Below are 14,061 nucleotides of genomic sequence, written 5' to 3'. Positions count from 1 at the left end.
CTAATCCTTTTTTAACATTAAAATTCGATCTACTTTAGTCGCTTGCCCCTTTTTAGCCCCCCAAATTCTTGTTGTTTTTCCGCTATACTCTGGGTTATCCTCTAACATAGATTCCAAACGCAACGCACACCCTCCATTAGCTTGTATCCAATCCCAAGTTTTTTGGGCTAAATTGAGTGTGTGCAGATCGCCAATGACCACCACTGCGCGCCCGCCGGGTTTAAGCACTTCTGCCCAGCTATTAAAGAGCTCTTGCAGATAATGGGCATACTTTTCAAAAATTAAATTGTCTTTGAGCCCATCAAGTCTGTATTTATTCTGCTTAAACCCTTCAAAATCCTCTTGGAATAACCAAAAGCGAATCCAGTTGTATTTGCCATAGGAGATATTTTTAAGATAGGGCGGGCTAGTGATGATCAAAGAAATGGCGTTTTGACCATACTTTTTTATCACTTTTTGGGAACACTTTAAGGCATCTGTGCTAAAGCAATATCCCCTTTGATAGTGGCTCATATTCTGCTGGGGGTATTTGGAAGGCGTGAATAAAGAGTCTATTCTATGCTCTAGTAATTGAAACACATCTTGGCGTAATTTCTTAAGATCGTGTTTGGCGACAAAACCCCTAATGTAGTTGGGTGCCATGCTAAAGGTGTTAGGCATATCAATGCTACAATACATCGAAGTGCCATCTTTGCGGCACTTACCATGCAAAATCCCTGCTAGAGTAGCCATGATGAAATTATCTACAGACCTAGAAAGTTTTAAGCTTTGCTTGAGATAGACTAACTGCGGGAGTGTTAAGCGCTCTTCAAAGAGCACTTTAATGTCTGTATCCACTCCCTCAATATCGGGAGGTGCGTAGTGGCGCGCTAAATCCTTCAAGCGTCTTTTAATTTTACTCGTCTCTGGAATATTTATTTTGGCTTTGATCAAACAAAAAGCTAATGGACTAAGATCGTTGCCAATACCAATGCGTCCCATTCTACAGGCTTCAAAGGGAACCGTTCCGCGTCCAGCAAAGGGATCGTAAATCAAATCGTTTTCTTGAGAATACTGGGCAATGAAAAAATAGGGCAGTATTGGGGGGAACATCGCCAAATAGGAAGCCATAGAGTGAATTTTAGAAAACTCTCTATAAGAGTGCTGTTTGCATGTTTTGTAAGCCTTAACACAGAAGTCTTGCATGACTCACTCCTCTGATAACATTCGTTGACATGATACTCCTGGTATTTTTTGAGTATTCTTGGTCAATGCCATGACCATTTCCATATGCACTCTTTCTCTGCATAATCTCTAGCACCTCCTACTCGATCGCAATTTTCCTCAAGAGTAGAAGAATATCGATCTACCACTTTCCATTCGGTAATATAAAAAGCTTGACAATACATCGCTACATCACACATCCCACATTTTCTTAAATGGGTTAGTAGTGATCGTATCGTAATGAAAAATTCTTATATCTCCTACAACCCCTCTAACCGTACTCAGACCCAACCACCAACCATCCGATTTATAACTCCCTGAAAGCGATTTAATGGCCATATTTGTTTTGCCCTATTCTCTCTAAGGCTTGATTTCTCCAAAATCTTTAAACTATGTAGTCTTTGATTTCTACTTCAATATTTATATTTTACACCGTCACTCAGAAAAAAAACAATTCATTGAACACAGACAGCACCGATAAAGCACTCACACTACCCACAATATGATTCAAAAACATTATCGCCCAACAACTTAGAATTTGCGATTATCACCTATCGACAATACCCTTCACTCTCACCTAACTTCGATCATTCTCGTCCCTTGACCCCTTGCGTTCACCCACACTCCTTAGCCTTATCTTTTTGTTACTGATGGACAACTTTTTGGATTTGAACCACTGCCCTTTCAAATTCTTGAAACACATCCGTGTTTTGGAGATTGAGCGGGATAAATTTAAGTGCTGTTGCATCCTCTTCCATGGTATCCGTAGCATTAGTATCTGCAGTATTAGTAAGTCTAATGCCTTTAGGTTCCACATATACTGCAAAGTTTTGAATAACAAATTGGCGTTCGCCAAACTGCCCACCCTCATATTCTCCCCCTAACCCCTCTAACCTCTTCCTTTGACAATATTTGTAAAAGGCATAGCCCAACAAATCTACATAAGGACTTCTCTTGTTTATAGCTTGCAAAAGATAGACCTGCCCTCCGTCCATCTTGATTCGCCCACAGTCTTTGCTTTGGTTAGCATTGATATATTTAAACAATTCTTCGTCTTGTAGAAGGCACTGCTCCCACCAAGACCTTTTGATCAGTTCTTCTCTTTGGGCTATATAATCCCTGACAATAGAGCGCATTCTCTCCACCAAATCTTGTTGAGAGGCCTTTAATAAGTAGTCTAAAAAATTGCGGAAATAGGTTTTATTGGCAAATAACTTAAATACCGGATTTCTAAACCGAAACGCCCCCACTTGATGACGGTTACCAAAAAACTTGTTATCCACCTCAATGCCGTAATCCCCAAAACACAACCAAGCTCTTTGCAACACACCTAAATCGTGACTGCTTTCGAGAAAAAATGTGTCTAAAATTTGTATAGTGAGTTGGGTATAAGCCTTGAATTTTTCAAAATTTTCTTGGCCACTTTTTTGACTAAAATCCAATAAAAAGTCCACATAGCCCACTAGGTAGGAGTGTTCGCTTGTGATCCGTAACATCTCCTCCCAATCCTTACTCCCCTTAGATTCTCGACTCTTGAGAATCAATTTAGCTTTTCTTGCCTCTGGCTTAAACTTATCGGTGCCCCCTTTAAAATGTTCAAATTGTTGAGCTAAAAATGCATAAACACCACCCTCTATATGTTCGCTAGAAAAGGCATTAGACACAAAGTCTAAGTGCCTGAAAAACTTTGGGATATCCCTATCTTGGATATTAACATCATTCTCGACAAGATGTCGCACCACTCTAAAATAATCTCGCAAGTTTTGGTTCAACTCGACCTTTGGGTGTTTTTTGAGTACAAATAACAATGCGAAAAAATAACAAATTTCCTTTTTTTCAAGTTTATTGGTGAAAAAATCATGGCTTTTGAATATAGGATTTAGATCTCTTAAATCACGCCATGTTTGCAACGCATCTATCACTCTATCCAATAAAGATAGGTTGGCTTCTTGTCGCAGAGGGGTGTATAACTTGTCTATGGGGTGCTTTATGTCAAGTATGGGCTTAATCTCTTTCTCTATCTCTTGTTCTGTCTTTTCTCTGCACAATTTGTCTAGCATAAAAAAAAGCATTGGCGTAGTGTAAAAAGTGAAAAGAGCGCGGATCAAAAGTCTCTGGCTGCGTTGAATCAAAAAAGTAATCACTCCATTTATTGTCAATAGCACACAAGAGATCATGAGAAATATTAGTCTGCTCTATAAAAGCTTTAAGATTTTCAAATTTGCTCAAGAGTTTGCCACGCGCATTTAACTTAATGTAAAGCTCTTCACCCAATCCTAATGCGCCCATGTTAATCACACTAAAAGAAATGTGATCTAATCTGCTTTTTAAGACATTTATATTCTTTAAGGACTCCATGTCCTTGGTGGGACGCAAGTGTTCGTATAGGCGATCGAGGGTGCGGATCATGGCTTTAATAGTGGCATCGTTTCTAAGATTCTCTTTACTCCCAAATTTCCCTCCTTGTAAGATCGTCTTACTGGGTTGTTGGTCAGTTGAAAAAGAATCAGATTTATTTAAAAGTTTTTCACAAAACTCCTTAGAGCTCTCCCGTGTATGATAGGTAAACTTGGCTAGCTGTCCTCTTATGGCACCTAACCCTTCTGCCCTTCTATACAAAAGAAAATGCAGAAGCCACAGAGTCGTGATGCGTTGCTGTCCATCGATGAGTTTGAATATTTTTCCATCTTCATAGCCATAGATGAGATCAAGGTGCAAACGTTTTCCACCATCCATCACAACTTGAAAAAGGGCATGTAGAAAATTATCAGCTACACCTTCTTGGGATCGTCTTCCTTGTGCATAATCTCTTTGCAACATGGGGACTTCTATATGGGCAAAACGATCTAAAAATTCTAAAAAGGTCATCCATTGTCCTTATTGATGCCGTACTTTTCCAAGTACTCTATGATTTTGTCCAAATAGTCTTCTTGATCTTTTGTTGTAAAAACATCCGGGTTGCCTATATTTTGTGAAAAAGCCTTTTCAAACACTTTTTGTGTACAAATGGGGATTAACTTATCTTGGTGTTTGCGCTTTTCAATTTCCTTTCGCTTGTGACTAAAGATGAGGTTGCCTATCGCGCTATTGGATTCCACATCTAGTAAAGTGAGATTTTGTAGACGGTGCAACGACCGGTGGTCGCTAAAATCCTTATCGATCATGCCTAATAAGTTCTGACTTCCCAAATATTGAAAAAATTTCTCTCCTGTTTTTTTAAGAGAAGTAGATATCTTCCTGTAAAGCAGATCGTTTTCTAAATATTTTTGTACCTCCTTGAGCCACTCCTTGATTTCTTCCTCTTTTTCCTTAGCTTGCCGTTGATCTTCAGTAGAACACACACTTTTAGAGTTTTGTGCATAGATGTGCTCTAAGCTCCACTGCTCTAAGACAAAGCGGTTGAATTGAAAATAGACATTAGAAGACTGGTCAGCAATGAGATAAGCCAAGTTAAAAAGTAAGAGGAGAGTTTGTAGAGTCTGCTTATCTTTATCTTCATGATAGGTCAATTCTTCTATTTTCTTCTTATACAACGAGGATTGGACTTTCTTTTGCACCTGTTCAAAAAGGTAGTTAGCAAACTCTTGTTCATCAGGATGCGTCAACCATCGTTTGTACAAATCATATACCCTGCCACCGGCATAAATTAAAAAGCCGAGATAGTGAAAAATTTGTCGCTCTACAAGTTCACTACCCTTATTCGAAGCAAAGCCAGAAAGCGTGTCCATCGCCTCTTCAAGCTTCCCCCATTCACCACTCATAGATCTATCTTTATATTGTTTATAAAAATAATCAAACAGATAATCCGCCTCGTCTCGATAGGGCACAACTGCCTTTAGATAAGCCGTAATCCTCTGGATGTCGTCTGATAAAACTGGCTTCTTATCCCCCACAGACTCTGTTGTGCGCATGATGTCTTTTGACTCTACACGCTCTAACACACAAAAAACAAAATCCCTATTCTCCCTAGCCCCCTTCTCTGCCATGTACCATTTTTCAGCCCTTCTCTTGACCTCCTCTTCACAATCCTCATCTCTCTTAATCAAAAATAACGCCTTGATCTTTTCTGCTTCCATTGGGGGGATCTTTCCGCTATTAAGACGTACAAACACCTCTTTTTCTTTATCTTGACTTTCATGCCAAAGCACTTTGCACCTATCATATAAAGTGTCTAAAAATTCCTGTTTTTTAGTATCAAAAAATTCCTTTTTCTCCTCTTCTACACATTTTTTAATCGCTCTGTAAGCCTCGCTAAAATGGTAAAAATCAATATTCAGACTTTTGTTTTGTGCGGATTGCTCTTGGATATTTTGTAAAAATTGAAAACTTCCCCCCCTTGTTTCATAATGGAGGGTGAATAAATCCCTACCCTCGAAATATTTGATAATTAAAAAAATCGTGGTGAGTCGTTGTTGTCCATCGATGACATGGTAAATCCCGCCTTCCTCTATTTTTTTCACAACAATGGGCTGTAGGCTATAAAAGTCTTTCTCTTGCTTGCTTTCTTGAATGAAATCTACAACATCTTCTAACAAAGCTCGCACTTCCTTTTTGGTCCAACGATAGCCCCTTTGATAAGCAGGGATTTTAAAGACACGCCCTTCCAGACCGCGTACATGAAGTGGTTCATCTGGATCTCACCGCTGTGCACTAAACCTCCTCTTTAGAATCTACGGAATTCATGTTAACAAAAACCAGTAATGATATCACAAATGGATGGAACATCTCCCATGTAACAACGAACACCCAGTGGGCTTATGAGTACTTCAGGTTCACTGCTAGGCTCTAAGCCTAATGTTCGCCTATATGATTTCTGCTCTTAAGAACATAAAAGCTAACAATCTAGACAACCCATAACCCACTCAAGAGAATACATAGCGTTTTCAGCCCTATACAAGCTCATAGAGCGCAACTTAGACAAAAACCATACCTAGACCCCCTACCCTCAAATGCGCTTAGAATCGATTTTAGAGCGTTTTAGAGCATATAACCCAAAAACTCTCCTATCTACAAGTTTCTACAAGCTCACCTAACCGCTAATTCCCCCAATGTGTTGCCTAGTTCTACACTGCCCAATCTCTTAAAATCTCACTTTCAAAGCCTATCTCAAACCATATAAGTGTGTTGTAGAGTGTCTCCAATGTGTTATGCTCTATGCCTTGTATGCCTTGTCTTTACTCCCAAAGAACACCTGATCTCCCCTCACTCCAAAACACCCTCATAAACCCCTCTAAAAAGCTCTACAATCAACACAACACCCTCAACCCATACCAACTACTTACACCCCAAAAGCGTTCTATGACCTTCTAATCTCAATTTTCTCATCTCAAAAGCTAAAGGGGGGTGTGGGGGGTTTTCCCCCCACAGACAATATGTAAGCAGTGCGTCAGCACTGCATTCCGATCTTAATCCAGGGATTTGCAATTTTTTCGTTTAAGCAAACTGACTCCTCTTGGGGCTGATCCACCTTCACGGGCGCATGCGCGCGCGCGATTTTAACCTTTTAAAAATGAGGGAACAAAGCTTTCTAATGACATCAATGAGGTTAACATCAATGTTGAAGGGGTAATCGCGGAACTTGGAAAGGCATTGGTGTTATTGGAGGAAAGTAAAAACGGCGTGCATAGATTGCATGAGGCGATTTTAGAGGACGCGCACAATGAAAGAGAGCTCGCTCTTCAGATGGGAACATTAAATCAAAGTGCGAATAACGCTAAGAATATTTTGCAAACCATTGATGAAATTGCCAAGCAACGGATTTGTTCGCGCTCAACGCAGCTATTGAAGCGGCACGCGCGGGCGAACATGGAAGAGGTTTTGCTGTAGTGGCACAAGAAGTTAGCAATCTGGCTGCGCGCACCCAAAAAGCATTGATGGAAGTTAGCACCACTATCTCGACCATCATGCAAGATGTGGACGAGGTTGGAAATAAAATGGGGCAACAAACCTCGCGTATTGAAGAGGCTAGTGCCTTAAGCGCATCTGTGCAAGAAAGCTCTATCAAAACTTCCGCGTATTTGGCAAATCTGATCGAGCGCATCAAAGAGGTCAATTTGGTCTTTATCAAGCTTGGGCACAATACGCAAGCAATTATAGGCGATGTGGTTTCTGTGGAAGTTTCTGCGAGCGACACGCTTAAGAATGCTAATAAAATGGAGCTTATGATGGAACACTCTAAGAGTGTTGTCGAACAAATCTACCATAAAACCAACGAATTTAAGACGACATAAAGAAGGACTCTTTTAGTCCTCTTCTAAAATTGCTATAATTGGCCCATTTCAATAAAGGATCGTTATGATCACCCCTAAAACCTTGAGTGGCTTTAGAGATAGACTCCCCAAAGAGGCGATGGCTAAGGGAGCGGTGCTAGATAAACTAGCCAGTGTGTTTAGAAGTTTTGGGTTTGTGCCCATTGAAACTCCTCATTTGGAATACGCCTCCATCTTAACCCAAGAGGAGGGGGAGATTCAAAAAGAAATCTACTTGTTTAAAGATCATGGCAAAAGAGAAGTGGGCTTGCGCTTTGATCAGACCATCCCCCTAGCCCGTTTCATCGCCCAGCACCACCACGCTTTAGGTCTACCCTTTAAACGCTACGCCATTGGCAATGTCTTTAGAGGGGAGCGTGCCCAAAGAGGGCGTTATCGAGAGTTTACCCAATGCGATTTTGACTTCATCGGGAGCAAGAGCTTGCTCTGTGATAGCGAGATCATTCAGGTGATCATCGCTAGCCTGAAAGCTTTAGGCTTAGATGAATTCAGTGTGTGGATCAACCACCGCAAGATTTTAAATGGCCTATGTAAACACTTTGGTTTGCACACTCAAGAGGAAATTCACGCGCTCTTGCGGGTGGTGGACAAACTGAGCAAGATCGGTCAGGAGGGCGTGCTCTTGGAGCTCAAAACCCTTTTCCCGCAGTTGCAGTTTGCAGACCTGCTAGAAATCATCAACACAAAGCAAAATGGCGACCCCTTAGAATTTTTTAAAAGCGTGGCTTATTTGAAAGCTTATAACTCCACTTTAAAGGAGGGCTTGGAGGAGTTAGAGAGCCTCTTTAATCTCCTCCTCTCTTTAGAAATCAATCCTGAGCATTTTAAAGTAGATTTCTCCATTGCTAGGGGGCTTGGGTATTACACCGGGATCGTCTATGAAACCACCCTCAATGCCCTAGCGACTTTGGGAAGTGTATGTTCAGGGGGGCGTTATGATAATCTTTCTAAGAGCTTTAGCACCCAGAGTTTGCCCGGTGTGGGCGCATCTATTGGGCTAGATCGCTTGCTAGTGGGTTTAGAGGAGCTCGAATTAGTGGAGAGTAAATCCACGAGCGCGCGGGTGTTAGTGGTGTGCATGCACCCCTCCCACTTCGCCTATGCTAGTCAAGTTGCCCAAAAATTCCGCCAAAGTGATGTGAATGCAGAACTCTACCCTGAAATCGAAAAACTCAAAAAACCCTTCAGTTATGCTAACCAAAAGGGGCATGAATTTGTGGTGGTTTTAGGAGAAGAAGAAGTGCGTAACAAGAGCTTAACCCTCAAGAACATGACGACGGGGGTGCAGGTGAATCATTTGAGCTTTTTGGGCGCATTGGCGATGGTGAGCGAATGAAGGGCTATAATGTCGCCCTTGTAGGGGCAAGCGGGGCGGTGGGCTTGGAGATCATCACACTTTTAGAGCAATGGCATTTTCCTCTTAAGAGTTTCAAACCCCTAGCTAGCAAGAGAAGTGCTGGGACAAAACTCACACTTATGGGGCAAGAATATGAGATTTTACCAACCACCCATGAGAGTTTTGAGGGTATAGACATCGCCTTTTTTAGCGCGGGGAGTGGAGTGAGTAAGCTCTTTGCTCCTAGTGCGGCTAAGGCAGGCGCGCTGGTCATTGATAACACTAGCTTTTTTCGCCTAGAAAAAGACATCCCCTTAGTGGTCCCAGAGGTCAACGCGCAGGATTTAACAAATTGCCCTAAAAACATTATCGCTAATCCTAACTGCTCGACTATCCAAATGGTGCAGGTGCTTGAACCCCTACATCAAGCTTTTGAAATTGAGCGGGTTTGTGTGAGCACTTATCAGGCCGCTAGTGGAGCTGGCAAACGAGGGATCGAAGAACTGCAAGCCCAAATGGCAGGTAGCCAGCAGAGTCAAGTCTTTCCCCACCCCCTAGCCTTAAATGTGATTCCTCAAATTGATATTTTCATGCCCTCTGGCTACACTAAAGAAGAGATGAAAATGGTGCAAGAAACCCATAAGATCATGCATGCAGATTTTCCCATCAGCGCGACCTGTGTGCGTGTGCCTGTTTTGCGTAGCCATAGCGAGAGTATTAGTATTCATTTCAAACAGACTATAGACGCCTATCAAGCCCAAGAAGTGCTCAAAAGTGCGCCTAATATCGTGCTCTTAGATGATCCTAGCAAAAATCTCTATCCCATGCCCCTTAGTGCCAGTCATACAGATCAAACCTTTGTAGGGCGTGTGCGATCCGATCTCTTCGATCCTAAAATTTTGCACTTGTGGTGTGTAGCTGATCAGCTCAGAGTGGGCGCGGCCAGCAATGCGGTGAAAATTGCTCTCAGATATCTAGGACTTTAAGAACCCTCCCGCTGGATTTCTTTGAGAGTTTCTAAGACTCTGGAGAAGTCTGGCTTAGTAATGCCATGCTCTTTGAGATAGGCATCGTCTACTTTTTTCCAGATGAAAGTTTTGCCAAAAAACCCGCGCCGATCGAAGCTAGGTAAGAATTTTAAGTCACCGTTCTTCTTTTGACGCACCTGCACATAGTAAGTCCGCCCATCGTAGAAATTATAGGCTTTACCATTCTTGTAGGTATTCTCATCCACATAGGTTAAATCGTAAAGAAATACCACTCCCTTATCACTGCGATCGCGCAGAGCAGGATCTCTATTATAAATATCTTTTTGGGCTTTTGAACCATCCACATTGGCGATTCCATAGGCATAATACTTGCCCTTATACTTGAAAAATTCCACATAAGAACTCTTCATATAAAGAAAGGATTGGGTTTCATACACCCCCTCCAGAGTGCTAGCCCCCAACACTCCAAACATCCATCCGATCACAATCCAACATAGTCTCATCGACACGCTCTTATAGTTTCAACTTGATCAGGTCTTTGGGTACTTTAGCCACCACCTTGCGCACAATCTGCTCATTGTATGGCCGCGTTGTGTGGGCATCGTTCTCTAAAAAAATACCCAGCATCCCCGCGCGCATGCGCAATTCAGACACATCTAAACTAGACTCATAGGTTTCCTGGTCTAGTTTAGCATCATAGGGGTTCTTGACCTCTAAATCGTGGCGATCTCCCCACACCACCAGCTCGCTTCCTTGCACCACCAATAAAAAATCGACATAGTGCCTATGTGTTTCTAAAACCCCATGCACAGGGTAGTAGACGATCTCCATAGCATGCATCCCATGCGTTAACTCCCGCCTAAAAGACCCCACCTCTTGCCGCATAAGACCTTGATGATGCGTGTGCGTCTCCTCCAACACGCTGTGCAGGTATGCATATAGAGATTCCAACTCCAAAGTTTTACCAAACAAGGGCTCAAGAGAATCCAACTTGCCAAAGACTGCCATATTTCCTCCAAAAACAAGAAAGAAATATAGCAGTAAAATCTTAATGATTTTTAACAAATCTAGCAAAAAATTCCAAAATACTTACATTTTGTGCTCTAAAGCCCACAAACCTAAAGCATGGGGACATAAGACTGCATGTGGCAAATTTGTGCTATAAATACGGGAAGTGCGGTGTGTAAAGAGTTGGGGTGTTAACTCTTGGAGTGGGGGTTATAAGGTCTTTTGGGTGGGAGGCCATCCCTGATTTTTGGCTATGGGAGGTGCGTCTCACATTTGCCGTGGCGGTGCGCGTCCAGATCATCACAGAAAGGTTGTTGTAGAGATTGATTCCTAGGCACCTAAAACCCGTCGTCATGCGCTACTATATCCCCAATCATCGTTTCAAATACCTAAGTGCAAGTGTGGGGATTTTAGGACTGTGTTTTATTCTAGGTATTGTGGGATTGTACCTCATGCCTGAGAGCATCACACATTGGAGTAAAGAAAAGTTTGGATGGCTGAGTTGGTGTCAAAATGTACTCTTGGGGCCACAGCTTGATCACGATCTCTTTATCTTTAATGGAGTTTTGCACCCCTATTTTGGCGCGATTTACTACATGCAGGCTAGAGTGGCAGGGTATCGCAAGCGCGCCTGTGTCTTTTTCACCTTTTTAGTATCTACTTTTTTTTGGGAATATGGCCTAGAGGCCTTTGTAGAAATCCCCAGTTGGCAAGACCTCATCTGCACACCCACTATGGGACCTCTACTAGGAGAGCTATTCTTCCATGGAACCCGCTACATTCAAAACCGTCATGGGAGGTTATGTGACTCTAAAGGCCTTGGCACTCTTGCGCTCTTTGGCATGGATTTTATTGGCTTTGTGATCCAAAACCTAGGGTTGGCAAGAGCATTGGGAATCCACAACAAAAACACTTTCAAGCAAAGTTAAGCGATTTTCACCATAATATCACCTTCAAGTGGTGGAATACCACCTTTAAAGGCAGTTTCATGGAGCGTTGTGTACAGGTTTCCAGCGAAGCGGGGTTACCCACTAAGTTTGGGGAGTTCCGCATCCAATCTTTTAGAGAAACCAAGGAGGGTCAGAGTTTCGATCATCTCGTGGTGTTCACTGCACATTTATCCAGTCCTCCCTTGGTGCGCTTGCATTCGGAGTGCTTAACTGGAGATGTATTTGGATCACAAAAATGCGATTGTGGTGAAGAATTAGAGATGGCTTTGCAGAGAATTCAAGCCCACCCTCAAGGGGGCATGCTTATCTATTTGCGCCAAGAGGGGCGTGGCATCGGGCTGTTTAATAAAATTAATGCCTACGCTCTGCAGGATCAGGGTTATGACACTATCGAAGCCAATCGCGCTATTGGCTTTAAGGATGATGAGCGCGATTATGATATTGTCAAAGATATTATGGAGCATTATGGCATCCAGCACATCCACTTACTCACCAACAATCCCCAGAAAGTGCAGGCTCTGAGCGCCTTTGTGAGAGTGGAACGGCATAGTATTATTGTGCAGAGTAATTGCCATAATAGGCAGTATTTGGAAACTAAGAAAAATAGAATGGGGCATTTACTTTGATGATTAGTGTAGAATTTTTAGGACCTATTCCAGAAGAGGATATGCAGCTTGAAATAGGCGATCTTAGCGCGCTCAAAGCCATTTTAACGCAAAAGGAGAGCCTCAGACCTTGGTTACCCCTCAGTGCCATTGCGATCAATGGGGTTTTAGTCGAAAATATCCACACACCTCTCAGAGACGGCGATAAGGTGGTGATCTTGCCTCCTGTGTGTGGAGGATAGTTTGCTAGAGATTTTTGAGGGTGGCTTGGACACAACAGGGCTTTATGCGCAGTGGGAGCGCGAGTGTGCTACGCATAATTACGGGGCTTTGTGCGTCTTTACGGGCGTGGTGCGTGCTCAAGAAGAAGATTTTAGGGGGTTGAGTTTTGAGCTGTACATGCCCTTATTGCAAGCATGGTTTGAAGGATGGCAGCGCAAAGCGCAAGCTCGAGGAGTGCTGCTCAAAATGGCGCATTCAAGGGGGGATGTCGCTCTGCACCAGAGTTCTTACATGGTGGGATTGATAGCCAAACACCGCAAAGCCCCTTTGGAAATTTACGGCGCTTTCATTGAAGATTTCAAGCAGAGTGCGCCTATTTGGAAGTATTATTTGCAAGGCGAGCAGAGGGTTTACGCGCAAGATCAGGGACATCCCTTGAGGGGAAGTGGGTTATTAAGCTGAAAGGTATGCATGGAGTGTATTAAGGTTGGGATTGTCGTAACCAGTGATCGCGCGTCCTTGGGAGTGTATGAGGATTTAGGGGGACCAGCAATCCGCGAAGTTTTGCAGGGTTATATCTGCAACCCTTTGGAATTTGAATACGCGCTCATAGCCGATGAACAGGAGAGTATTACACAAACCCTAATACACCTGAGTGATGAAAAGCGTTGCGATCTCATTGTAACTACGGGAGGGACGGGGCCCGCCCCCAGAGATGTAACTCCTGAGGCCACGCAGGCGGTGTGCTCTAAGATGTTGCCCGGCTTTGGGGAATTGATGCGCATGGCTAGCCTAAAATATGTTCCCACCGCCATTTTATCCCGCCAGAGTGCAGGTATCAGAGGTTCAAGCCTCATTGTCAATTTGCCCGGTAAACCCAAAAGCATTAGAGAATGCCTAGAGGTGGTTTTTCCTGCTATCCCTTATTGCATCGATTTGATCGGAGGAGCTTATATTGAGGGTAACTCTGAGAATATCCAAGTGTTTCGCCCTCAAAAATGACACTCAACCATTTGGATCGTAGCCACAACCCCACCATGGTCGATGTGAGCGCTAAGGCTTCTACACAACGCGTAGCCATTGCCAGTGGCAAGATTTACATGAATGCTCAAGTATATCAGGCTATCTTGGACAACGCACTCAAAAAAGGGCCTGTGATTCAAACGGCCATCATTGCGGCCATCATGGGGGCTAAACAGACCAGCGCACTCATTCCCATGTGTCATCCTCTGAATTTGAGCGGGGTGCACGCGCAGGTGCTGGAATGTCCCTCTGAGAGTGCCCTGTTGGTGCGGGTACAAGTGCAATGTCAGGGGCAAACGGGTGTGGAGATGGAGGCCCTTATGGGAGTGAGTGTAGGGCTCTTAACGATTTATGACATGGCCAAGGGCATGGATAAAAGCATGGTAATGGGAGAGATACAATTAGAGCATAAAAGTGGGGGAAAGAGCGGCAATTATACCATTGACAAGGAGTAAA

Annotated in this window: 15 protein-coding genes; 9 read left to right on the top strand and 6 right to left on the bottom strand. The window is 43.1% G+C overall.

All coding sequences use genetic code 11. The annotated features are described in order from the left end of the window. From KCO92_RS01715 to KCO92_RS01700, 4 genes are all read right to left on the bottom strand, one after another. The gene (locus KCO92_RS01715) at positions 1 to 1,185 is read right to left on the bottom strand and encodes a DNA methyltransferase (RefSeq protein ID WP_104695716.1); all 1,185 of its coding nucleotides are present in this window, start codon (positions 1,183 to 1,185) and stop codon (positions 1 to 3) included. A gap of 662 nt (positions 1,186 to 1,847) precedes the next feature. Next, on the bottom strand, positions 1,848 to 2,975 hold the full coding sequence (locus KCO92_RS01710; protein WP_158653568.1) for a hypothetical protein: 1,128 nt from the start codon (positions 2,973 to 2,975) through the stop codon (positions 1,848 to 1,850). A 232-nt stretch (positions 2,976 to 3,207) separates the two neighbouring features. Beyond that, positions 3,208 to 4,071 carry a DUF262 domain-containing protein gene (locus KCO92_RS01705; protein ID WP_104695714.1) on the bottom strand — a complete coding sequence of 288 codons (864 nt, stop codon included), beginning with the start codon at positions 4,069 to 4,071 and terminating at the stop codon, positions 3,208 to 3,210. Next, on the bottom strand, positions 4,068 to 5,789 hold the full coding sequence (locus tag KCO92_RS01700) for a DUF262 domain-containing protein (RefSeq protein WP_267892246.1): 1,722 nt from the start codon (positions 5,787 to 5,789) through the stop codon (positions 4,068 to 4,070). Before KCO92_RS01700 ends, KCO92_RS01705 begins: the two co-directional genes overlap by 4 nt. Positions 5,790 to 6,962: 1,173 nt before the next feature. On the opposite strand from KCO92_RS01700, the gene KCO92_RS07360 reads away from it, so the two are divergent. The 3 genes from KCO92_RS07360 (at position 6,963) to asd (ending at position 9,794) form a co-directional block, all read left to right on the top strand. Then, positions 6,963 to 7,433: a methyl-accepting chemotaxis protein gene (locus tag KCO92_RS07360; RefSeq protein WP_104695712.1), complete on the top strand. Its 471-nt coding sequence runs from the start codon at positions 6,963 to 6,965 to the stop codon at positions 7,431 to 7,433. Positions 7,434 to 7,497: 64 nt separating this feature from the next. Then, a complete protein-coding gene (gene hisS, locus KCO92_RS01690) occupies positions 7,498 to 8,808 on the top strand; it encodes a histidine--tRNA ligase (RefSeq protein ID WP_104695711.1) in 1,311 nt (436 codons plus the stop codon). After that, positions 8,805 to 9,794, top strand: a complete 990-nt coding sequence (gene asd / locus KCO92_RS01685; protein ID WP_104695710.1) for an aspartate-semialdehyde dehydrogenase — start codon at positions 8,805 to 8,807, stop codon at positions 9,792 to 9,794. Before hisS ends, asd begins: the two co-directional genes overlap by 4 nt. On the opposite strand, the gene KCO92_RS01680 is transcribed toward asd, so the two are convergent. Both KCO92_RS01680 and KCO92_RS01675 read right to left on the bottom strand, forming a co-directional pair. After that, positions 9,791 to 10,300 carry a DUF2147 domain-containing protein gene (locus tag KCO92_RS01680; RefSeq protein ID WP_104695709.1) on the bottom strand — a complete coding sequence of 170 codons (510 nt, stop codon included), beginning with the start codon at positions 10,298 to 10,300 and terminating at the stop codon, positions 9,791 to 9,793. The genes asd and KCO92_RS01680 overlap by 4 nt on opposite strands. A 10-nt stretch (positions 10,301 to 10,310) precedes the next feature. Further along, the gene (locus KCO92_RS01675) at positions 10,311 to 10,871 is read right to left on the bottom strand and encodes a YhcH/YjgK/YiaL family protein (protein WP_233710473.1); all 561 of its coding nucleotides are present in this window, start codon (positions 10,869 to 10,871) and stop codon (positions 10,311 to 10,313) included. A 287-nt stretch (positions 10,872 to 11,158) separates the two neighbouring features. Here KCO92_RS01675 and KCO92_RS01670 point away from each other — a divergent pair, with 287 nt between their 5' ends. The 6 genes from KCO92_RS01670 to moaC are packed head-to-tail and all read left to right on the top strand — an operon-like array spanning position 11,159 to position 14,060. Then, on the top strand, positions 11,159 to 11,734 hold the full coding sequence (locus tag KCO92_RS01670) for a DUF3943 domain-containing protein (protein WP_104695707.1): 576 nt from the start codon (positions 11,159 to 11,161) through the stop codon (positions 11,732 to 11,734). Positions 11,735 to 11,793: 59 nt separating this feature from the next. Further along, the gene (gene ribA, locus KCO92_RS01665) at positions 11,794 to 12,381 is read left to right on the top strand and encodes a GTP cyclohydrolase II (protein ID WP_104695706.1); all 588 of its coding nucleotides are present in this window, start codon (positions 11,794 to 11,796) and stop codon (positions 12,379 to 12,381) included. After that, positions 12,381 to 12,602 carry a MoaD/ThiS family protein gene (locus KCO92_RS01660; RefSeq protein WP_104695705.1) on the top strand — a complete coding sequence of 74 codons (222 nt, stop codon included), beginning with the start codon at positions 12,381 to 12,383 and terminating at the stop codon, positions 12,600 to 12,602. The genes ribA and KCO92_RS01660 overlap by 1 nt, the downstream gene beginning before the upstream one ends. A 1-nt stretch (position 12,603) precedes the next feature. Beyond that, on the top strand, positions 12,604 to 13,044 hold the full coding sequence (locus KCO92_RS01655) for a molybdenum cofactor biosynthesis protein MoaE (RefSeq protein WP_104695739.1): 441 nt from the start codon (positions 12,604 to 12,606) through the stop codon (positions 13,042 to 13,044). A 9-nt stretch (positions 13,045 to 13,053) separates the two neighbouring features. Beyond that, complete coding sequence (gene mog / locus KCO92_RS01650; protein ID WP_104695704.1) at positions 13,054 to 13,584, top strand: molybdopterin adenylyltransferase; 531 nt, start codon at positions 13,054 to 13,056, stop codon at positions 13,582 to 13,584. Beyond that, the gene (moaC, locus tag KCO92_RS01645; protein ID WP_104695703.1) at positions 13,581 to 14,060 is read left to right on the top strand and encodes a cyclic pyranopterin monophosphate synthase MoaC; all 480 of its coding nucleotides are present in this window, start codon (positions 13,581 to 13,583) and stop codon (positions 14,058 to 14,060) included. Before mog ends, moaC begins: the two co-directional genes overlap by 4 nt. Position 14,061: the final 1 nt, after the last annotated feature.

This window comes from Helicobacter salomonis (genome assembly GCF_017979425.1).
Lineage (GTDB): Bacteria > Campylobacterota > Campylobacteria > Campylobacterales > Helicobacteraceae > Helicobacter > Helicobacter salomonis.
Note: the sequence above shows the minus strand (reverse complement) of the source record. Positions and strands in the feature narration are given on the sequence as shown.

What these genes read in the sequence shown, in the direction of transcription:
- KCO92_RS01715 (WP_104695716.1), bottom strand. Translation starts at nt 1,185, where the DNA reads ATGCAAGACTTCTGTGTTAAGGCTTACAAAACATGCAAACAGCACTCT.
- KCO92_RS01705 (WP_104695714.1), bottom strand. Translation starts at nt 4,071, where the DNA reads ATGACCTTTTTAGAATTTTTAGATCGTTTTGCCCATATAGAAGTCCCC.
- hisS (WP_104695711.1), top strand. Translation starts at nt 7,498, where the DNA reads ATGATCACCCCTAAAACCTTGAGTGGCTTTAGAGATAGACTCCCCAAA.
- asd (WP_104695710.1), top strand. Translation starts at nt 8,805, where the DNA reads ATGAAGGGCTATAATGTCGCCCTTGTAGGGGCAAGCGGGGCGGTGGGC.
- KCO92_RS01680 (WP_104695709.1), bottom strand. Translation starts at nt 10,300, where the DNA reads ATGAGACTATGTTGGATTGTGATCGGATGGATGTTTGGAGTGTTGGGG.
- KCO92_RS01670 (WP_104695707.1), top strand. Translation starts at nt 11,159, where the DNA reads ATGCGCTACTATATCCCCAATCATCGTTTCAAATACCTAAGTGCAAGT.
- ribA (WP_104695706.1), top strand. Translation starts at nt 11,794, where the DNA reads ATGGAGCGTTGTGTACAGGTTTCCAGCGAAGCGGGGTTACCCACTAAG.
- KCO92_RS01660 (WP_104695705.1), top strand. Translation starts at nt 12,381, where the DNA reads ATGATTAGTGTAGAATTTTTAGGACCTATTCCAGAAGAGGATATGCAG.
- mog (WP_104695704.1), top strand. Translation starts at nt 13,054, where the DNA reads ATGGAGTGTATTAAGGTTGGGATTGTCGTAACCAGTGATCGCGCGTCC.
- moaC (WP_104695703.1), top strand. Translation starts at nt 13,581, where the DNA reads ATGACACTCAACCATTTGGATCGTAGCCACAACCCCACCATGGTCGAT.